Annotated in this window: 21 protein-coding genes and 1 tRNA gene; 15 read left to right on the plus strand and 7 right to left on the minus strand. The window is 72.5% G+C overall.

What is annotated here, in order from left to right; translation table 11 throughout:
- Positions 1–3: 3 nt before the first annotated feature.
- The 11 genes from rplU to QMG39_RS15725 all read left to right on the plus strand — a co-directional run bounded on the left by rplU (position 4) and on the right by QMG39_RS15725 (position 7,460).
- Positions 4–312, plus strand: coding sequence for a 50S ribosomal protein L21 (rplU, locus tag QMG39_RS15675; protein ID WP_281886618.1), 309 nt, complete (start codon positions 4–6; stop codon positions 310–312).
- An 18-nt stretch (positions 313–330) separates the two neighbouring features.
- The gene (gene rpmA, locus QMG39_RS15680) at positions 331–588 is read left to right on the plus strand and encodes a 50S ribosomal protein L27 (RefSeq protein WP_281886619.1); all 258 of its coding nucleotides are present in this window, start codon (positions 331–333) and stop codon (positions 586–588) included.
- Positions 589–658: 70 nt separating this feature from the next.
- Positions 659–2,167 (plus strand): GTPase ObgE, encoded by a 1,509-nt coding sequence (gene obgE / locus QMG39_RS15685; protein ID WP_281886621.1) that lies wholly within the window; start codon positions 659–661, stop codon positions 2,165–2,167.
- Entirely contained in the window at positions 2,164–2,970 is an 807-nt protein-coding gene (gene proB, locus QMG39_RS15690; protein ID WP_281886623.1) for a glutamate 5-kinase, read from the plus strand. Before obgE ends, proB begins: the two co-directional genes overlap by 4 nt.
- Positions 2,971–2,979: 9 nt before the next feature.
- Positions 2,980–4,248 carry a glutamate-5-semialdehyde dehydrogenase gene (locus QMG39_RS15695; protein ID WP_281886625.1) on the plus strand — a complete coding sequence of 423 codons (1,269 nt, stop codon included), beginning with the start codon at positions 2,980–2,982 and terminating at the stop codon, positions 4,246–4,248.
- Positions 4,249–4,311: 63 nt separating this feature from the next.
- On the plus strand, positions 4,312–4,524 hold the full coding sequence (locus QMG39_RS15700) for a hypothetical protein (RefSeq protein WP_281886627.1): 213 nt from the start codon (positions 4,312–4,314) through the stop codon (positions 4,522–4,524).
- A 13-nt stretch (positions 4,525–4,537) separates the two neighbouring features.
- Complete coding sequence (nadD, locus tag QMG39_RS15705; RefSeq protein WP_281886629.1) at positions 4,538–5,137, plus strand: nicotinate-nucleotide adenylyltransferase; 600 nt, start codon at positions 4,538–4,540, stop codon at positions 5,135–5,137.
- The gene (locus tag QMG39_RS15710; RefSeq protein WP_281886631.1) at positions 5,134–6,246 is read left to right on the plus strand and encodes a hypothetical protein; all 1,113 of its coding nucleotides are present in this window, start codon (positions 5,134–5,136) and stop codon (positions 6,244–6,246) included. Before nadD ends, QMG39_RS15710 begins: the two co-directional genes overlap by 4 nt.
- Before the next feature lie 17 nt (positions 6,247–6,263).
- A complete protein-coding gene (gene rsfS / locus QMG39_RS15715; RefSeq protein ID WP_281886633.1) occupies positions 6,264–6,638 on the plus strand; it encodes a ribosome silencing factor in 375 nt (124 codons plus the stop codon).
- A 69-nt stretch (positions 6,639–6,707) separates the two neighbouring features.
- Positions 6,708–6,780, plus strand: a tRNA-Ala gene (locus tag QMG39_RS15720).
- A gap of 158 nt (positions 6,781–6,938) precedes the next feature.
- Positions 6,939–7,460, plus strand: coding sequence for a hypothetical protein (locus tag QMG39_RS15725; RefSeq protein ID WP_281886634.1), 522 nt, complete (start codon positions 6,939–6,941; stop codon positions 7,458–7,460).
- A gap of 30 nt (positions 7,461–7,490) precedes the next feature.
- Here the strand turns inward: QMG39_RS15725 and QMG39_RS15730 are convergent, their stop codons facing one another.
- A complete protein-coding gene (locus tag QMG39_RS15730; RefSeq protein WP_281886636.1) occupies positions 7,491–8,006 on the minus strand; it encodes an Lrp/AsnC family transcriptional regulator in 516 nt (171 codons plus the stop codon).
- 83 nt (positions 8,007–8,089) lie between these two features.
- Between QMG39_RS15730 and QMG39_RS15735 the strand changes: the two genes are divergently transcribed.
- Positions 8,090–9,271 (plus strand): glycoside hydrolase family 3 N-terminal domain-containing protein, encoded by a 1,182-nt coding sequence (locus QMG39_RS15735; protein WP_281886638.1) that lies wholly within the window; start codon positions 8,090–8,092, stop codon positions 9,269–9,271.
- On the opposite strand, the gene QMG39_RS15740 is transcribed toward QMG39_RS15735, so the two are convergent.
- The gene (locus QMG39_RS15740) at positions 9,254–10,354 is read right to left on the minus strand and encodes a winged helix DNA-binding domain-containing protein (protein WP_281886640.1); all 1,101 of its coding nucleotides are present in this window, start codon (positions 10,352–10,354) and stop codon (positions 9,254–9,256) included. The two genes, QMG39_RS15735 and QMG39_RS15740, sit on opposite strands and share 18 nt — an antisense overlap.
- Positions 10,355–10,473: 119 nt before the next feature.
- On the opposite strand from QMG39_RS15740, the gene QMG39_RS15745 reads away from it, so the two are divergent.
- Complete coding sequence (locus tag QMG39_RS15745) at positions 10,474–12,072, plus strand: ABC-F family ATP-binding cassette domain-containing protein (protein ID WP_281886642.1); 1,599 nt, start codon at positions 10,474–10,476, stop codon at positions 12,070–12,072.
- A gap of 67 nt (positions 12,073–12,139) precedes the next feature.
- Here QMG39_RS15745 and QMG39_RS15750 read toward each other — a convergent pair whose 3' ends face one another.
- From QMG39_RS15750 to QMG39_RS15760, 3 genes are read right to left on the minus strand one after another with little or no spacing between them, the layout of a single operon-like run.
- Complete coding sequence (locus tag QMG39_RS15750; RefSeq protein ID WP_281886644.1) at positions 12,140–12,976, minus strand: SURF1 family cytochrome oxidase biogenesis protein; 837 nt, start codon at positions 12,974–12,976, stop codon at positions 12,140–12,142.
- The gene (locus QMG39_RS15755; RefSeq protein WP_281886646.1) at positions 12,973–13,206 is read right to left on the minus strand and encodes a hypothetical protein; all 234 of its coding nucleotides are present in this window, start codon (positions 13,204–13,206) and stop codon (positions 12,973–12,975) included. The genes QMG39_RS15750 and QMG39_RS15755 overlap by 4 nt, the downstream gene beginning before the upstream one ends.
- A complete protein-coding gene (locus tag QMG39_RS15760) occupies positions 13,203–13,517 on the minus strand; it encodes a DUF3099 domain-containing protein (RefSeq protein ID WP_281886647.1) in 315 nt (104 codons plus the stop codon). Before QMG39_RS15760 ends, QMG39_RS15755 begins: the two co-directional genes overlap by 4 nt.
- 72 nt (positions 13,518–13,589) lie before the next feature.
- Here QMG39_RS15760 and QMG39_RS15765 point away from each other — a divergent pair, with 72 nt between their 5' ends.
- Positions 13,590–14,300, plus strand: a complete 711-nt coding sequence (locus QMG39_RS15765; protein ID WP_281886649.1) for a beta-ketoacyl-ACP reductase — start codon at positions 13,590–13,592, stop codon at positions 14,298–14,300.
- 71 nt (positions 14,301–14,371) lie between these two features.
- Here the strand turns inward: QMG39_RS15765 and serB are convergent, their stop codons facing one another.
- A complete protein-coding gene (gene serB, locus QMG39_RS15770) occupies positions 14,372–15,037 on the minus strand; it encodes a phosphoserine phosphatase SerB (protein WP_281886651.1) in 666 nt (221 codons plus the stop codon).
- A gap of 1 nt (position 15,038) precedes the next feature.
- On the minus strand, positions 15,039–16,286 hold the full coding sequence (gene glgC / locus QMG39_RS15775; protein ID WP_281886653.1) for a glucose-1-phosphate adenylyltransferase: 1,248 nt from the start codon (positions 16,284–16,286) through the stop codon (positions 15,039–15,041).
- A gap of 81 nt (positions 16,287–16,367) precedes the next feature.
- Between glgC and glgA the strand changes: the two genes are divergently transcribed.
- Positions 16,368–17,561 carry a glycogen synthase gene (glgA, locus tag QMG39_RS15780; protein ID WP_281886654.1) on the plus strand — a complete coding sequence of 398 codons (1,194 nt, stop codon included), beginning with the start codon at positions 16,368–16,370 and terminating at the stop codon, positions 17,559–17,561.
- The last annotated feature ends 31 nt before the right edge of the window (positions 17,562–17,592 follow it).

Here is a 17,592-nt window from a genome sequence, read left to right on the forward strand (position 1 = left end):
GTAGTGGTTTACGCAGTAGTGCGCGCCGGCGGCCGGCAGGAGAAGGTCGAGGTCGGCACCATCGTGACGATGGACCGCGTGACGGCAGACGAGAACGGCAACGTCGAGTTGCCCGCAGTCCTGCTGGTCGACGGCAAGACGATCACCTCCGACGCCGAGAAGCTCGCGAAGGTGAAGGTCACGGCAGAGGTCCTCGGCGACCTCCGCGGCCCCAAGATCGTCATTCAGAAGTTCAAGAACAAGACCGGCTACAAGAAGCGCCAGGGCCACCGTCAGGAGCTCACGCGCGTCAAGGTCACCGGCATCAAGTAGAGCCAAGAGGAGACAGCGATGGCACACAAGAAGGGTGCGAGTTCCACTCGCAACGGTCGTGACTCGAACGCGCAGCGCCTCGGCGTGAAGCGCTTCGGCGGCGAGGTCGTGGGCGCGGGCGAGATCATCGTCCGCCAGCGCGGCACGCACTTCCACCCCGGCGCCGGCGTCGGCCGCGGCGGGGACGACACGCTGTTCGCCCTCCAGGCGGGCGCGGTGGAGTTCGGCACGAAGGGCGGCCGCAAGGTCGTCAACATCGTGGCGGCAGCCGAGTAGTCGGACAGATCACACGTGAGGGCGGGCTTCGGCTCGCCCTCACGCATTTCCACACGGGGGAGGATCCGGCATGGTCAGCTTCGTCGATGAGGTGACGCTGCACCTGCGCGCAGGTCACGGCGGTAACGGCTGCGTCTCGGTGCGCCGCGAGAAGTTCAAGCCGCTCGCCGGCCCCGACGGTGGCAACGGCGGCAACGGCGGCGACATCGTGCTCGTCGCAGACACCCAGGTCACGACGCTGCTCGGCTACCACCACCGCCCGCACCGTTCGTCGGAGAACGGCTCCCCGGGCATGGGCGACAACCGAGCCGGAGCGACCGGCGAGCCGCTCGAGCTCCCCGTGCCGGTCGGCACCGTCGTGAAGGACGAGCAGGGCGTCGAGCTCGCCGACCTCGATACGCCGGGCATGCGGTTCGTCGCTGCGTCCGGCGGTCTCGGCGGCCTCGGCAACGCCGCGCTGGCCTCGGTCAAGCGCAAGGCCCCGGGCTTCGCGCTGCTCGGCACGCCGGGGTGGGAGGGCGAGGTCGTCCTCGAGCTCAAGACGATCGCCGACGTCGCGTTCGTCGGCTACCCGTCGGCGGGCAAGTCGAGCCTGATCGCAGCGATGTCGGCCGCCCGGCCGAAGATCGCCGACTACCCGTTCACGACGCTGCACCCGAACCTCGGCGTCGTGCAGGCCGGCGACACGCGCTTCACGGTCGCGGACGTGCCCGGCCTCATCGAAGGCGCGAGCGAGGGCAAGGGACTCGGCCTCGAGTTCCTGCGCCACGTCGAGCGCTGCTCGGCCCTGCTGCACGTGCTCGACTGCGCCACGCTCGAGCCGGGGCGTGATCCGATCAGCGACCTCGACGTGATCCTCGGCGAACTGGGCGCCTACCCGGTGCCCGAGGGCCAGACCCCGCTGCTCGAGCGTCCGCAGCTCGTCGCGCTGAACAAGGTCGACGTGCCCGAGGCGAAGGAGCTCGCCGAGTTCGTGCGTCCCGAGCTCGAGGCGCGCGGGTTCCGGGTGTTCGAGATCTCCACCGTGAGCCACGAGGGCCTGCGCGTGCTCGGCTACGCACTCGCCGAACTCGTCGCCGCGGCCCGGGAGGCTGCCGCCGCGGAGCCCGAGCCGGAGCGCATCGTGCTGCGGCCCAAGGCGGTCGACCGCATCGAGTTCGTCGTGAAGCCCGAGGGCGGCACCTACGGCACGATGTACCGCGTGCTCGGGGCGAAGCCCGAGCGCTGGGTCGCCCAGACCGACTTCGCCAACGACGAGGCCGTCGGGTACCTGGCCGACCGCCTCGCCAAGCTCGGCGTCGAGGACGAGCTCGTACGTGCGGGAGCGGTCGCCGGATCCACGGTCGTCATCGGCCCGGGCGCCGGCGTCGTCTTCGACTGGGAGCCGACGCTGACCTCGGCCGCCGAGGTGATGGTCGCACCGCGCGGCGCCGACCCGCGGCTCGACGAGAGCCGACGCGCGACCCGAGCCGAGCGCAAGAGCGACTACCACGAGCGCATGGACGCGAAGGCCGAGGCCCGCGCCGAGCTCGAGCGCGAGCGCGAGTCCGGCATGTGGGACGAGGACGAGGCCGAATGACGCCCCTGCAACGGAGCGACATCGGCGTCGCGCGCCGTGTCGTGGTCAAGGTCGGCTCGTCGTCGATCAGCGGCGACCAGGCGGGCCAGATCGCACCGCTCGTCGACGCCCTCGCGGCAGCACACGAGCGCGGCGTCGAGATCGTGCTGGTCTCCTCGGGCGCGATCGCCACGGGCATGCCGTACCTGCGCCTCGACGAGCGGCCGACCGATCTCGCGACACAGCAGGCGGCGGCATCCGTCGGCCAGAACCTGCTCGTCGTGCGCTACCAGGATGCGCTCGACCGCTTCGGCATCATCGCCGGCCAGGTGCTGCTCACCGCCGGCGACCTCGAGCACCCGACGCCGCGCAGCAACGCACAGCGCGCCATGGAGCGCCTGCTCGGCCTGCGCATCCTGCCGATCGTCAACGAGAACGACACCGTCGCGACCCACGAGATCCGATTCGGCGACAACGACCGCCTCGCCGCGCTCGTCGCCGAGCTGATCGGCGCCGACCTGCTCGTGCTGCTCTCCGACGTCGACGCGCTCTACACGATGCCGCCGCACCTGCCCGGTGCACGTCGTATCGACGAGGTGCCGTTCGGCGACGCGCTCGACGGGGTGCAGATCGGCTCGTCCGGCCGGTCGGGTGTCGGCACCGGGGGAGCGGAGACGAAGGTCAGCGCCGCGCGCATCGCCGCCGAGGCGGGCACCGCGGTGCTGATCACCGCGACGGCGCTCGTGGGCGAAGCGCTGACCGACGCCTCGGTCGGCACATGGTTCGCGCCCGGCCCCGCCCCGGAGGGCTCGCGGCTCGCATAGGCTGGCGGCATGCAGTCCACGGCCACCATCGATCCCGTTCTCGCGTCGCGATTCGACGAGGCGCGCGCCGCGTCCCGGGTGCTGGGCACCCGCCCGACGGCGGTGAAGGATGCTGCGCTCGGCGCGATCGCCGACGCCCTGCTGGCGCACGAGCCCGCCATCCTCGCCGCGAACGAGCAGGACATCGCCGCGGGCCGCGCGAACGGCCTCGGGGACGGCCTGCTCGACCGCCTCACGCTGACCTCGCAGCGCGTCGCCGCACTGGCCGACGCCGTCCGCGACGTCGTCCGGCTGGAGGACCCGGTCGGCGAGTCCGTCCGCGGGCGGCGCCTGCCCAACGGCATCCGCATCGAGCAGGTGCGGGTGCCGCTCGGCGTCGTCGGGGCGATCTACGAGGCGCGACCGAACGTCACCGTCGACATCGCGGCGCTCGCGATCAAGAGCGGCAACGCCGTGGTGCTGCGCGGCGGTTCGGCCGCCGAGCACACGAACCACGTGCTCGTCGGCGTGCTGCGCGAGGGGCTCGGCGCGGCGGGCCTGCCGGAGGGCGCGGTGCAGATCGTCGACGACTTCGGCCGCGACGGCGCGCGCGCCATGATGCACGCGCGCGGCCGCATCGACGTGCTGATCCCGCGCGGCAGCGCCGGACTCATCGAGACCGTCGTCTCCGAGTCCACCGTACCGGTGATCGAGACCGGTGCGGGCGTGGTGCACATGTTCCTCGACGAGAGCGCGCCGCTCGAGCGCGCGGTCGAGCTCGTGCACAACGCGAAGGTGCAGCGCCCGAGCGTGTGCAACGCCCTCGAGACCGTGCTCGTGCACCGGAGCGCCGCCGATCGGCTGCTGCCCGCGGTGCTCGACCGCCTGCTCGCCGCCGGCGTCACCGTGCGCGGCGACGAGGCCGTGCAGGCGGTGCGCCCGGAGGTGCTCCCCGCGACCGACGACGACTACGCGACCGAGCACATGGCACTCGAGATCTCGGCGCGCGTCGTCGACGACCTCGACCAGGCGCTCGAGCACATCGACCGATTCTCGACCCGGCACACCGAGGCGATCGTGACCGAGGACCTCGCTTCGGCGGAGCGGTTCCTCGCCGAGGTCGACGCCGCCGCGGTCATGGTGAACACCTCGACCCGGTTCACCGACGGCGGCGAGTTCGGCTTCGGCGCGGAGGTCGGCATCTCGACGCAGAAGCTGCACGCCCGCGGCCCGATGGGCCTGCCCGAGCTGACGAGCACCAAGTGGCTCGTGCGCGGTGACGGGCAGGTGCGCGGCTGACGCCGGCGGCCTCGCTAGACTGGTGGGACGCGCGATCCCGACGCGCAAGATGGAGGAACGCTGATGCAGGTCTTGACCACGGTGCTCGCTGAGACGGAGTTCGCCCGCGAGCTCCCGATGGACCCGATCTGGTACGGCGTGATCGCCCTGGTGGTCTTCGCCGCGCTGGGCTTCGTCACCTGGTCGTACCGCGACGTCGCGAACCGTCACCGCGAGAAGGCCGAGGCGTACGCCGCACGCGTCGCGGCCGGCGAGGAACCGGACCACCAGCACTAGCATCGGCGCCAGCGTGGCCGACGAGGCGAGGCGCCCGCGCATCGGGGTGATGGGCGGGACGTTCGACCCGGTCCACCACGGCCACCTCGTCGCCGCGAGCGAGGTGGCGCACTCGTATGACCTCGACGAGGTCGTCTTCGTGCCGACCGGCCGCCCGTCGCACAAGGGCGCGGTGACCGAGGCCGAGCACCGCTACCTCATGACGGTCATCGCGACCGCCTCGAATCCGCGCTTCACCGTGAGCCGCGTCGACGTCGACCGCGCGGGCCCCACGTACACGACCGACACGCTGCGCGACATCCGCGACCAGCGGCCCGACGCGGAGCTCTTCTTCATCACCGGCGCGGACGCCGTCGCGCAGATCCTCTCCTGGAAGGACGTGGGCGCCCTCTGGGAGCAGGCGCACTTCGTTGCTGTGAGTCGTCCGGGACATGTGCTCTCCGTTTCGGGTTTGCCCGAGGCGGACGTAAGCTTGCTGGAGGTTCCGGCACTTGCGATCTCGTCCACCGACTGCCGGAACAGGGTGCGCCGGGGTGACCCGGTGTGGTACTTGGTGCCCGACGGGGTCGTCCAGTACATCTCCAAGCACCGTCTGTATCGGAGTCTCGAATGACGTCGTGGCAGGATCCGCCACTGACGCGCCGCGAAGCTCGTGAGCGCGAGCGCCTGCTGGCACAGCAGGCCGCGTCGTCGACCCCGGATGCCCCTGCCGCAGCGCCCGCCCCGGCGCCGCAGCCGCCCGCTCCCGCGCCGCAGCCGCCCGCGCCTGCACCCCAGCCGACGCAGTCGCCGGCTGCCTGGCAGTCGCCGCCCGCGCAGGCCCCCCAGCCGCAGCCCGCCCCTCAGGCGGCGCCCCCGTCGATGCAGCCTCCGCAGTCGTGGCAGTCGCCACCCGCGGCACCGCCGCAGTACTCACCGCCGCCGGCCGCCGCTCCTGCAGCGCCCCCGGCCCCGCCGGTCCGCCCGACGCCCGAGCCCGCGCCACAGCCTCCCCGCGAGTCCGCTCCCGAGCGCACGCTGACCCGTCGTGAGCTGCGCGCGCTGCTCGAGAGCCAGGGCCAGAGTACGCAGGACGAGCTCGACGCGCCCTCGCTGCCGCCGGCCCCGCCCGCGCGGCAGGCACCGGCACCAGAGCGCTCGGCATCGCCGGTCGCGATGACCTCGCACCGCGGCGTCGACCCGGCGCCCGCTCCGTCGTTCGAGTCCGCTGCCCCGGAGACTCCGGCGCCGGCACCGGCGTCGTCCACGCCGACGGGCCACTGGAGCCTGCAGATGGCCGAGGACGAGCCGGAGTCGCCCACACCCTTCGACCAGCTGCTCGCGCGCGGCGGTGCCGGCAGCGGCGGCAGCACGACCACGAACGCGCTGATCCTGCCGAGCCTGCCGAACCCGGGCGCCATGATGCACCCGGCGACCGGCGAGGTCATGGTGACCGGCTCGATCGACCTCCCGCGCAGCTACGGGTCGACCGGCGCCCACCCGAGCCACATCGACTCGCCCGACCTCGACAGCATGTTCGACCAGATGGAGGACACCGGCGGCGGTGTCGCTCCGATCTCGGCCGCCCGCGCGATCAGCACGCAGACCTCGCAGCGCGGCGTCATCTCCCCTCCGAAGAAGGAGGGCATGAACGTGCCGCTCGTGCTCGCCGTGACCGCCGGCGTGCTCGCACTCGGCGTCGTCGGCACGCTCGTGGCCGGCTACGCACTGAACCTGTTCTGAGAGGGGCATCCCGCACGATGACCGCAACCGACGACGCCCGCAACCTGCTGGGCATCGCCGCGGCCGCCGCAGACGAGAAGGGCGGCAGCGACCTGGTCGCCCTCGACGTCACGGAGCCGCTGCCGCTGACCGATGTCTTCCTGCTCGTCTCCGGGCGCTCCGAGCGCAATGTCGTCGCGATCGCCGACGGCGTCGAGGACGCCCTGCGCGACCACGGCGTGCACGCGGTGCGCCGCGAGGGCCGCGCCGAGGGCCGCTGGGTGCTGCTCGACTTCGGCGACCTCGTGGTGCACGTCTTCCACGAGGAGGAGCGCATGTACTACGGCCTCGAGCGCCTCTGGCGCGACTGCCCGGTGATCGACGTCGCCTCGCTGCTGCCGAACGGCGCCTGAGCGGGCTCGATTTCTCAGCACTCGGGGTGATGTTGTAAGCTTGTCGAGTTGCCTCCGATGAGGCAGAACGGGTCTGTGGCGCAGCTGGTAGCGCACCTGCATGGCATGCAGGGGGTCAGGGGTTCGAGTCCCCTCAGATCCACCCACATCGCAGAGAACGCCCCGCCGGAACGGCGGGGCGTTTCGCATTCCCCGCGCGGAACGCGTCCTGACGCATTCGCGCGCGGCGCCTTGACCCCCGGACGGGGGAGCCCCAGACTTGTCGAGTACGTCCGCCGCGACGAACGAGGGGATCAGGACATGTCAGCAGAGTTTTCCCGTCCGACCATTGCCGGCCGCACCGCGCCGGCCTCCGAGGTGCGGGAGGACGATGCGGCGCCCTCCGTCGACGAGTACGACGAGCAGGACGAGGTCACGACGACCCCGAAGCGCAGCATGCCCGAGTGGCCGACGAACCTGCGGTTCATGGTCATCGTGCTCGCCGGCGTGGTGGCGCTGTTCCTCGCGTTCGCGCTGCTCATCGCGTTCAATGTCAGCGGCGAGGCGATCAGCGCGCTCGCGGTGATCTCGGTGCCGATCGCGACGATGGTGGCGGCGTACTACGCCGTGTCGCTGTCGATGCAGCAGGTGGATGCCGCGCGCGAGGCCGCGGCCGTCGCGGAGGAGCGCGCACGCGCCGCCGAGGCGACCGCGCGCGAGTCCGACGCGTGGTCGGCGCAGATGGAGTCCGGCCTGCGGGTGGCGGTTGCGAAGCTGCGCGGCGCGGGCGCCAGCACCAAGGACGTCGAGCGGGCCGCCGGCACGCCGGACGAGTTCTTCTAGGCCGGGCGCCGGCCCAGGGGCATCCGCCCCCTACTGCCAGATGTCGAGCGACTGCGCGGGCGGCCGCCCGTCGGTCTCGTAGAGCACGAGGTGCGACCGGGTCGACACGACCCCGGGCATGTCGTGGATGTCGCGCAGGATCGCCTGGCTGAGCTGCTCGTGGTCGGGCGCGCTCACGGTCAGCATGATGTCGATGTCGCCCGAGACGGCCTGCACCTTCTCGACGAAGGGCAGTTTCGCGAGCTCCTCGGCGATGCGCTCCCACGGGGCGTCCTGGATGCGCACGACGACCAGCGCGGTGACGTTCAGCCCGATCGCCTTGCGGTCGACCTGCGCGCCGAACCCGGTGATGACGCCGCGCCGCACGAGCGACTGCACGCGGTTGTGGGCCGAGGTGCGGGAGATGTGCACGCGCTCCGCGAGGGTGCGCACCGACAGGCGGCCGTCCCGGCTCAACTCCGCGACGATGCGCCGGTCGATTGCATCGATCGGTGTGCGGTCCGAGCCGTTCGACTGCTGCGCCATCGCCCCCTCCCGAGACGGCATGCTCACAGCGTAGCGTCGCGCGGCCGGGAGCGATCGGTTGGCGAGCGCCTCGCGTTCGGAATCGGCGGCTAGACTCGGCGGCCATGAGCCCGCTCCGCACCGTCGCGCCGGCGATCCTCGCGATCGCCCTGCTGAGCGGATGCTCCGCGGCCCAGTCCACGCCCGAGGCGTCGTCCACGCCGACGCCCGAGCCGCGTCCGGTGCCCGCGACGGCGGGCACGCCCGAGCCGTTCGACCCGGTCGCCGTGTACGTGCAGGCCGCGATGGCGGGAATGTCCGTCGAGGAGAAGGCGGCGTCGCTGCTGATGCTGCATCGGCCGGGCCTGGACCCGGCGCCGATCCGCGCCGACATCGAGGGCTACGGTCTGGCCGGCGTGATCCTCATGGGCGACAACGTGCCCGGCGACCCCGCCTCGCTCCGCGCCCTGACCGACGCGCTGGTGGTCGACCCCGACCTGCCGCCGCTCGTCGCGATCGACCAGGAGGGCGGCATCGTGCGGCGACTGCCGTGGGACGCCGCCGCGGGCCCCGACACGCTGAAGTCGCAGCCGGTCGAGGCCACGACCCAGGCGTTCGATGCGCGCGCCGCGCTGCTCTCCGACGTGGGCGCGAGCGTGAACTTCGGCATCGTCGCCGACGTGACCGCCGATCCCGGCTCGTTCATCTACTCGCGCGTGCTCGGCATCGACCCCGCGTCGGCCGCCGACCGCGTCGCCGCCGCCGTGGGCTCCGAGCAGGGCGAGGTCTTCAGCACGCTGAAGCACTTCCCGGGGCACGGGGCTGCCCCGGGCGACTCCCACACCTCCATCCCGCAGACCGACCTCGCGTACGCCGACTGGGAGGCGCGCGACGCCGTGCCGTTCCAGGCCGGCATCGACGCGGGCGCGGAGCTCGTGATGTTCGGCCATCTGCGTTTCACGGCCGTGGACGACGCGCCCGCGACCGTGTCGGCGGCGTGGATGGACGTGCTGCGCGACGACCTCGGCTTCGACGGCGTCGCGATCACCGACGACATGCTCATGCTCCAGCGCTCCGGCGTCCCCGAGTTCGCCGACCCGGTCGAGAACGCGGTGCGCGCCCTCGTCGCCGGGCAGGACCTGCTGCTCTACGTGCTGCCGGCCGACCCGTCCTCCGTCGGAGTCGACGTCGACGCGCTGATCGGCGGCATCGCGTCGGCCGTCGAGTCGGGACGCATCGACCAGGACTCGCTGGACGAGTCGGTGGCGCGGGTGCTGACCCTCAGGCGATCACTCGCCGTCGGCTGACCCGTCGGGCGCGAGCTCGGCGTCGATGCCGGTGAAGCGCCCCCAGAGGCGAGCGGATGCCTCGAGCCCGGCGCGCTCCCGCCCCGAGAGCGCCCGGAAGGCGTCGAGTTCCACGACCGCGCGGCCGCGCGTGCGTCGCGCCCGCCACGTGCCCGCGACCCGCCCCGACGCGACGATCACCGGGCGGAACACCCCGTTGCCGCCGGGCACGATGCGCGTGAAGGTGTCGGGCGCGGCGATCGCGTCGCGCTCGGCGTAGCCGAGGTAGTACTCGTCGAACGCGGGCAGCAGCAGTGTCGGCAGGCCTGCGGGCGCGGTCGGTGGCGTCTCCGCGAGGTCGAGGCGATCCTCGGCCAGGTGCTCGACCGTGTCGCCCGCGGCGGCGATGCCACGGCGCACCATGCCGACGGGCAGCCCCGCCCACCAGGCCAGGTCGCGCTCGGTCGCCGGCGCATGACCGCGCAGGTACCTGCGCACGAGCTCCGCGAGCGCCTCGTCGCCGTCGAGCTCGCGCTGTGCCGGCGCCCACTCGTCGAGCAGCACGAAGCCCTGCGCGCGCCCGTCGACCGGCCCCTGCACCAGCAGCCCGTCGATCGCGAGGAGCGAGATGAGGTGGTAGCCGCGCTGGCCCGTCGTGTCGATGCCGGCGCGGTTCCATGCGGCGAGGAGGCCGGCCCGATCGAGCGAGCGGCCGCCGGAGAGCGCCGCTACGCTCGCGTCCGCAGCGAGCGCGGTGTCCCGCGCAGTGAGGCCGAGCTGCTCGCGCCGTCGCGCGGAGGCACGCCGCATCCGCTCGGCGGTGAGCCCCAGCAGCCAGCGCACGTCCTCGGCGCAGACCAGGTGCAGCGTGCCGCGCATGGTCCAGGTGCGCACCACCGAGCCGTCGTCGAGCGCGCGGTCGACGTCGGCCTCGAGGCATCCGCCCGCCCTCGCCCCGAGTGCCCACTTCGCCGCGGGCAGGTCCTGCGACTGCAAGCAGCACAGCCGTTCGACGACCTCGCGCGGCGAGCCGAGCGGTTCGGCGAGCGCCTGCGCGCTCGCGCGCGCAGCCACGAGGGCGCGGTCGCCATGGGCTGCAGCCATGCCCCGATTCTCGCGCGAACCACCGACGCGGGCGGCGAGCGCCCCGCGACCGCGTAGACTGGGCCGCTGCGCCGTCGCTGCTCGCAATCCACCTCCCACCTGCACCGAAGGGTTCCACCGTGCTCGCCGTCCACGACCTCGAGATTCGCGTCGGAGCGCGCGTGCTCATGGAGCACGTGAACTTCCGCGTGGCCGACGGCGACAAGATCGGCCTCGTCGGGCGCAACGGCGCCGGCAAGACGACGCTGACCAAGGTGCTCGCGGGGGAGACCCTTCCGACCGACGGACGCGTCGACCGCTCCGGCGAGATCGGCTACCTGCCCCAGGACCCGCGCTCGGGCGACCCCGAGCAGCTCGCGCGCACCCGCATCCTCGACGCGCGCGGGCTCGGCTCGCTCGTGATCGACCTCCACCGGGCGTCCGAGGCCATGGGCAGCGACGACCAGGCCGTCGCCGAGAAGGCCATGCGCCGGTACGCCAACCTCACCGACCGGTTCACCGCGCTCGGCGGCTACGCGGCTGAGGCCGAGGCGGCGTCCATCGCGTCGAACCTCAACCTGCCCGACCGCATCCTCGACCAGCCGCTGAAGACGCTCTCGGGCGGCCAGCGCCGCCGCATCGAGCTCGCGCGCATCCTGTTCTCCGATGCCGAGACGATGATCCTCGACGAGCCGACCAACCACCTCGACGCCGACTCGGTGATCTGGCTGCGCGAGTTCCTGAAGTCGTACCGCGGCGGCGTGATCGTGATCAGCCACGACGTCGAGCTCGTCGGGGAGACGGTCAACCGCGTCTTCTACCTCGACGCCAACCGCTCGGTCATCGACATCTACAACATGGGCTGGAAGCACTACCAGCGCCAGCGCGTGGCCGACGAGGAGCGCCGCAAGAAGGAGCGCGTCAACGCCGAGAAGAAGGCAGACGCCCTGCGACAGCAGGCCGCGAAGTTCGGCGCGAAGGCCACGAAGGCCGCCGCCGCCCACCAGATGGTCGCGCGCGCCGAGAAGCTGCTCTCGGGGCTGGAGGAGGTGCGCCAGGCCGATCGCGTCGCCAAGCTGCGCTTTCCGACCCCGGCCGCGTGCGGGCGCACGCCGCTGGCCGCGAGCGACCTGTCGAAGAGCTACGGCTCGCTCGAGATCTTCACGGCCGTCGACCTCGCGATCGACCGCGGCTCGAAGGTCGTCGTGATCGGCCTGAACGGCGCGGGCAAGACGACGCTGCTGCGCATCCTCGGTGGCGTGGATCAGCCCGACACGGGCGGCATCGACCCCGGCCACGGCCTGCGCATCGGCTACTACGCGCAGGAGCACGAGACGATCGACGTCGCGCGAACCGTGCTGCAGAACATGGTGTCGTCATCGCCGAACCTCACCGAGACCGAGGCGCGCAAGGTGCTCGGCTCGTTCCTGTTCACCGGAGACGACGTGCACAAGCCCGCCGGCGTGCTCTCGGGCGGGGAGAAGACCCGCCTCGCGCTGGCGATGATCGTCGTGTCGGGGGCGAACGTGCTGCTGCTCGACGAGCCGACGAACAACCTCGACCCGGCCAGCCGCGCCGAGATCCTCGACGCGCTCGCGCACTACGAGGGGGCGGTGGTGCTCGTGAGCCACGACCCGGGCGCGGTGGAGGCGCTGAACCCCGAGCGCGTGCTGGTCATGCCCGACGGCGTCGAGGACCACTGGAGCGCCGAGTACCAGGAGCTCATCGAGCTGGCGTAGACGGCTCGAGCGGATGCTCCGGGGCCGGGTTCCGGGACGGCGGCTCCGATGCCTTCGGGCGCGCCCGTCAGTGCGTGCCGTCGAGGATGCCGTCCTCCACCTCGGCGTCGCTCGGCCCACGGCGGCGGGGGCGCGGCTGCGGCTCGGGCGCCTCGGCCGCGTCGTCGTCATCGAAGGCGAGCGACTTCCGCTCCTGCCGAGCCGCCCAGCCGAGCCCGACGAACGCCATGAGCGCGAACACGAACCACTGGAACGCGTACGAGAGGTGCGGCCCCTCGTCGCGCACCGGGCGGGTCGCGGGCAACGGCGGCTCGTTCGCCTCGGCGCCCGACTGCACGAGCAGGCCGTAGGCGCCGGTGTAGGAGGGCGCGTCGACCCGGTCGGCGAGCTCGTCGAGGTCGATGGTCGCGAGCAGGTCGCCGCTCGAGCTGCGGCCGGCGATCACGTCCTCGCCGGCCTTGAGGCGGGCCGCGACCTCGACCCGGCCGTCGGGCACGCCGGGAACGTCGACCTCGCCGCCGCCGACCGGTGCCGAGATCCAGCCGCGGTCGATCATGAACACCGTGCCGTCGTCGAGCCGGAACGGGGTGATCACCTCGTACCCGGTCGCCCCGGAGTACGGCCGGTTGCGCACGAGCACCTCGGCCTCCGGCATCCACTCGCCGCTCACGGCGACCGGCAGCCACTTGAGGTCCTCGTCGAACCCGTCGATCGCCGGCAGCGCCTCCGTGATCGGCACGGGGTCGGCGTCGTAGTTCGCGTCGATGCGCGAGACCTCCGTCAGTGCCTCCGCCCGTCGGTTGAGCTGCCAGGTGCCGAGCAGCGCGCACACGATCGCGAAGACCACCGTGAGCGCGAGGTAGCCGGCCCAGCGCCGGCTGAGCAGGAAGCGCCAGTCGCTCACGTGGCGTCCGCCGTCGGGTCGTCGGCGATCGGGCCCACCTCGAGCGGGAAGTCGCGCGCGGCGAGGAAGTCGCGCAGGTACCCCACGTGCTCGTCGCAGGCGAGCCAGGTCTTGCGGCGGTCGGCGGCGTGGATGCGCGGGTTGCGCCAGTCGATGCGGTGGGTCGCGCGCTCCGTGCACCCCGCGCGCGAGCAGGTCAGCGCCTCGGGCGGCGCGTCGAGTCCGATCACCGCTGCTCGTCCGTCCGCTCGGGGTGCGCCGTCGGCAGGATCGCGCCGGGCCGCTCCACGGCGCCCGGGCGCGACATGTTCACGTTGGCGAGCACGACCGCGACGTAGGGAAGGAAGATCGCCCCCGCGGCGCAGACGGCGAGCCACCACCCCTCCGCGAAGATCATGCACAGCACGCACACCACGCGGATCGACATCGCGATCGTGTACTTGCGCATGCGCGATCGCCGCTCGTCGTCCGGCGACTGGGGGAGCGAGGTGACCGATTGCGCGTGCTTCATCATGATGTGCGGGGCGAACCCCTCCCTCAAGGGTACGTCCGTCGGGGCGCATGCGTGACGCCCTATGCTGAGACGCGGCCCGCACCCGATGAACGGAGAACCATGACCGACAGCCGCACCGTGCTCGTGACCGGAGGCAACCGGGGCATCGGCTACGCGATCGCCCAGCGCTTCGTCGAGCTGGGGCACCGCGTCGCCGTGACCGCGCGATCGGGCGAGGGCCCCGAGGGCACCCTGACCGTGCGTGCCGACGTCACCGACCAGGCATCCGTCGACGCCGCCTTCACCGAGGTCGAGCAGCAGCTCGGTCCGGTCGAGGTGCTCGTCGCCAACGCCGGCGTCACCCGCGACATGCTCCTCATGCGCATGAGCGAGGAGGACTTCACGAGTGTCGTCGACACCAACCTCACGGGCACCTTCCGCGTCGTGAAGCGCGCCTCGAAGGGCATGCTCAAGGGCCGCTACGGCCGCATCGTGCTCATCTCGAGCGTCGTCGGCCTCTATGGCTCGGCCGGCCAGGTCAACTACTCGTCGTCGAAGTCGGCGCTCGTCGGCTTCGCCCGTTCGGTCACCCGCGAGCTCGGCGGCCGCGGCATCACGGCGAACGTCGTCGCGCCGGGCTTCATCGAGACCGACATGACCGCCGCGCTCCCCGAGGAGCAGCAGGCGCAGTACAAGGCGAACATCCCCGCCGGCCGGTTCGCGACGCCCGACGAGGTCGCGCGCGTGGTCTCCTGGGTCGCGAGCGACGACGCCGCCTACGTGTCGGGTGCGGTCATCCCGGTCGACGGCGGCCTCGGCATGGGGCACTGACCGCGGGTGCGATGAGCGGATGCCGCTGAGGCGGCGCCCGCGCGCACCGCGAGGGGCGCACCGTGCCGGCGTCAGCCGCGCAGCCCGATGAGGGCGAGCACCGTCGACAGGTCGGGCGCGTCGATCGCGAGGTCCGCCTCGCGGCGCACCACGGGCTTCGCCCGGAACGCGACGCCCAGCGCCGCCGCGCGCATCATCTCGAGGTCGTTGGCGCCGTCGCCGACGGCGATCGCACGGTCGGCGCCGAGCCCGGCGGCATCCGCCCACTCGTGCAGGGCACGCGCCTTCGCGTGCGCGTCGACGATGTCGCCGAGCACCCGGCCGGTCAGCGCGCCGTCGACCACCTCGAGGCGGTTCGCCCGGCAGTGATCGAGTCCGAGGCCCGTCGCGATCGGGTCGAGCAGCTCGTGGAAGCCGCCGGAGACGACGCCGACCCGGCCGCCGGCCTCGTGCACGCCGTCGACCAGCTCGCGGGCGCCCGGCGTCACGCGCACCTGCTCCCGCACGGCGTCGAGGGCCGAGACCGGAAGCCCGGCGAGGGTCGCGACGCGCTCGCGGAGACTCGCCGCGAAGTCGAGCTCGCCGCGCATCGCCCGCTCGGTCACGTCGGCGACGTGCGCACGCGTGCCCGCGGCATCCGCGATCAGCTCGATCGCCTCGTCCTCGAGCAGCGTCGAGTCGGCGTCGAGCACGACGACGAACGCGGCGCCGGCGCGCCGCCCGGAACCGACGGTCACGTCAGCTCGCCCGCCTGACCCGCGAGCCCTTGCCGACCACGGTGATGCCGCTCGGCGTCACGATGAAGCCGCGCGAGCGGTCGAGTTCGGGCTCGACGCCGACCTGGGCGCCCGCCTCGACGACCACGTCCTTGTCGAGGATGGCGCGGCGCACGGTCGCGCCCGACTCGATGCTGGCGCGGTCGAACACGATCGAGTCGGCCACGTGCGCGCCCGACCCCACGGTGGCCCACGGGCCGAGCACGCTGCGTTCGACGTGCGCGCCCGAGATGACGGAGCCCAGCGAGACGATCGAGTCGATCATCGTGCCGAGGGTTCCGCGCGCGTCGCGCGTGAACTTCGCCGGCGGCGAGTTGAGCTGCTGGCTGAAGATCGGCCACTCGCGGTTGTACAGGTTGAACACCGGAAGCACCGAGATGAGGTCCTGGTGGGCCTCGAAGAACGAGTCGATCGTCCCGACGTCGCGCCAGTAGTAGCGGTCGCGGTCGGTGGAGCCGGGCACCGAGTTGCGGCGCAGGTCGTAGACGCCCGCGCGGCCCTGGGAGACGAAGGCGGGCACGATGTCGCCGCCCATGTCGTGGTTGGAGTCGGTGAGCTCGCCGTCGCGCAGCACCGCGTCGATCAGCGCGTCGGCGTTGAAGACGTAGTTGCCCATGGAGGCGAGCACCTCGTGCGGCGCATCGGGCAGGCCCTGCGGGTCCTTCGGCTTCTCGAGGAACCGGTTGATGCGCGCCGGGTTGGCGTCGTCGACCTCGATCACGCCGAACTGGTCGGCGAGCGAGATGGGCTGGCGGATCGCGGCGACCGTGGCGTCGAGGCCCGACTCGATGTGCGCGTCGATCATCTGCCGGAAGTCCATCCGGTACACGTGGTCGGCGCCGACCACGACGATGATGTCGGGGTTCTCGTCGTGGATGAGGTTGAGGCTCTGCAGGATCGCGTCGGCCGACCCCGAGAACCATCGCTTGCCGAGCCGCTGCTGCGCGGGCACGGAGGCCACGTACGAGTTCAGCAGCCCGCTGAGACGCCAGGTCTGCGAGACGTGGCGGTCGAGGCTGTGCGACTTGTACTGGGTGAGGACGACGATCTGGGTGAGGCCCGAGTTGATGAGGTTCGACAGCGCGAAGTCGATCAGCCGGTACTGGCCGCCGAACGGCACGGCCGGCTTGGCCCGGTCCTCGGTGAGCGGCATGAGCCGCTTCCCCTCGCCGCCCGCGAGAACGATGCCGAAGATCTTCCGAGGGGTCATGGCCCCAGCGTAGTCAGGTCGCCGCCGGATCCGTAGGGGTTGACCGGGGATGTCGCCGGTCGTCTGCGCTAGCGTTGCGGCATGCGCGTGGACCTGATGACTCGTGAATATCCGCCCGAGGTCTACGGGGGTGCGGGTGTGCACGTCGCGGAGCTCGTGAGGGCGCTGCGACGCGACATCGACGTGACGGTGCGATGCTTCGGCGCGCCCCGTGACGAGCCCGACACCGTGGCCTACGCCGTGCCCGGTGGGCTCGAGGGCGCGAACCCCGCGATCAGCACGCTCGGCGTCGACCTCGCCATGGCGCAGGACGCCGGCGACGCGGACGTCGTGCACTCGCACACCTGGTACGCCAACTCCGCGGGCCACCTCGCGAAGCTGCTCCACGGCGCCCCGCACGTGGTCACCGCGCACAGCCTCGAGCCGTTGCGGCCGTGGAAGGCCGAGCAGCTGGGCGGCGGCTATCGCGTGTCGAGCTGGGCCGAGCGCACCGCGTTCGAGTCCGCCGACGCGGTCATCGCCGTGAGCGAGGGAATGCGGCGCGACATCCTGCGCAGCTACCCGGCGCTCGACCCGGACGAGGTGCGGGTCGTCTACAACGGCATCGACCTCCAGCGCTGGACCCCGCGCGACGACCCGGACGCCGTGCGCGCGCTGGGCATCGACCCCGACCGGCGCTCGGTCGTCTTCGTCGGCCGCATCACGCGCCAGAAGGGCCTGCCGTACCTGCTGCGGGCCGCCCGCTCCCTGCCCGCGGACGTGCAGCTCGTGCTCTGCGCGGGCGCGCCCGACACGCCCGAGATCATGGCCGAGGTGACCGGACTCGTCGAGGAGCTCCGCGCCGAGCGCGACGGCGTCGTCTGGATCGAGCGGCTGCTGCCGCAGCCCGAGCTCTCCGCGGTGCTGAGCGCCGGCACGACGTTCGTGTGCCCGTCGGTGTACGAGCCGCTCGGCATCGTGAACCTCGAGGCCATGGCCTGCGGCATCGCGGTGGTCGGCACGGCAACCGGCGGCATCCCCGAGGTCGTCGACGACGGGGTCACGGGCAGGCTCGTGCCGATCGAGCAGGTCGAGGACGGCACCGGCACCCCGGTGGACCCGGATCGCTTCGTCGCCGACCTCGCGGCGACGCTCACCGAGGTCGTCGACGACCCTGTGCGGGCGGGCGACTACGGCCGCGCCGGGCGCGAGCGCGCCGAGCGCCACTTCGACTGGACGGCGATCGCGGATCGCACGCGGGAGATCTACGCCGAGGTGCTCGCCGGATCGCGCTGACACCGGCATCCACCGACCCCGCGGAGCGGCA

The sequence above is a fragment of the Agromyces rhizosphaerae genome (assembly GCF_027925245.1).
GTDB lineage: Bacteria > Actinomycetota > Actinomycetes > Actinomycetales > Microbacteriaceae > Agromyces > Agromyces rhizosphaerae.

What these genes read in the sequence shown, in the direction of transcription:
- rpmA (WP_281886619.1), top strand. Translation starts at nt 331, where the DNA reads ATGGCACACAAGAAGGGTGCGAGTTCCACTCGCAACGGTCGTGACTCG.
- obgE (WP_281886621.1), top strand. Translation starts at nt 659, where the DNA reads ATGGTCAGCTTCGTCGATGAGGTGACGCTGCACCTGCGCGCAGGTCAC.
- proB (WP_281886623.1), top strand. Translation starts at nt 2,164, where the DNA reads ATGACGCCCCTGCAACGGAGCGACATCGGCGTCGCGCGCCGTGTCGTG.
- QMG39_RS15695 (WP_281886625.1), top strand. Translation starts at nt 2,980, where the DNA reads ATGCAGTCCACGGCCACCATCGATCCCGTTCTCGCGTCGCGATTCGAC.
- QMG39_RS15700 (WP_281886627.1), top strand. Translation starts at nt 4,312, where the DNA reads ATGCAGGTCTTGACCACGGTGCTCGCTGAGACGGAGTTCGCCCGCGAG.
- QMG39_RS15710 (WP_281886631.1), top strand. Translation starts at nt 5,134, where the DNA reads ATGACGTCGTGGCAGGATCCGCCACTGACGCGCCGCGAAGCTCGTGAG.
- rsfS (WP_281886633.1), top strand. Translation starts at nt 6,264, where the DNA reads ATGACCGCAACCGACGACGCCCGCAACCTGCTGGGCATCGCCGCGGCC.
- QMG39_RS15725 (WP_281886634.1), top strand. Translation starts at nt 6,939, where the DNA reads ATGTCAGCAGAGTTTTCCCGTCCGACCATTGCCGGCCGCACCGCGCCG.
- QMG39_RS15730 (WP_281886636.1), bottom strand. Translation starts at nt 8,006, where the DNA reads ATGCCGTCTCGGGAGGGGGCGATGGCGCAGCAGTCGAACGGCTCGGAC.
- QMG39_RS15735 (WP_281886638.1), top strand. Translation starts at nt 8,090, where the DNA reads ATGAGCCCGCTCCGCACCGTCGCGCCGGCGATCCTCGCGATCGCCCTG.
- QMG39_RS15740 (WP_281886640.1), bottom strand. Translation starts at nt 10,354, where the DNA reads ATGGCTGCAGCCCATGGCGACCGCGCCCTCGTGGCTGCGCGCGCGAGC.
- QMG39_RS15765 (WP_281886649.1), top strand. Translation starts at nt 13,590, where the DNA reads ATGACCGACAGCCGCACCGTGCTCGTGACCGGAGGCAACCGGGGCATC.
- glgC (WP_281886653.1), bottom strand. Translation starts at nt 16,286, where the DNA reads ATGACCCCTCGGAAGATCTTCGGCATCGTTCTCGCGGGCGGCGAGGGG.
- glgA (WP_281886654.1), top strand. Translation starts at nt 16,368, where the DNA reads ATGCGCGTGGACCTGATGACTCGTGAATATCCGCCCGAGGTCTACGGG.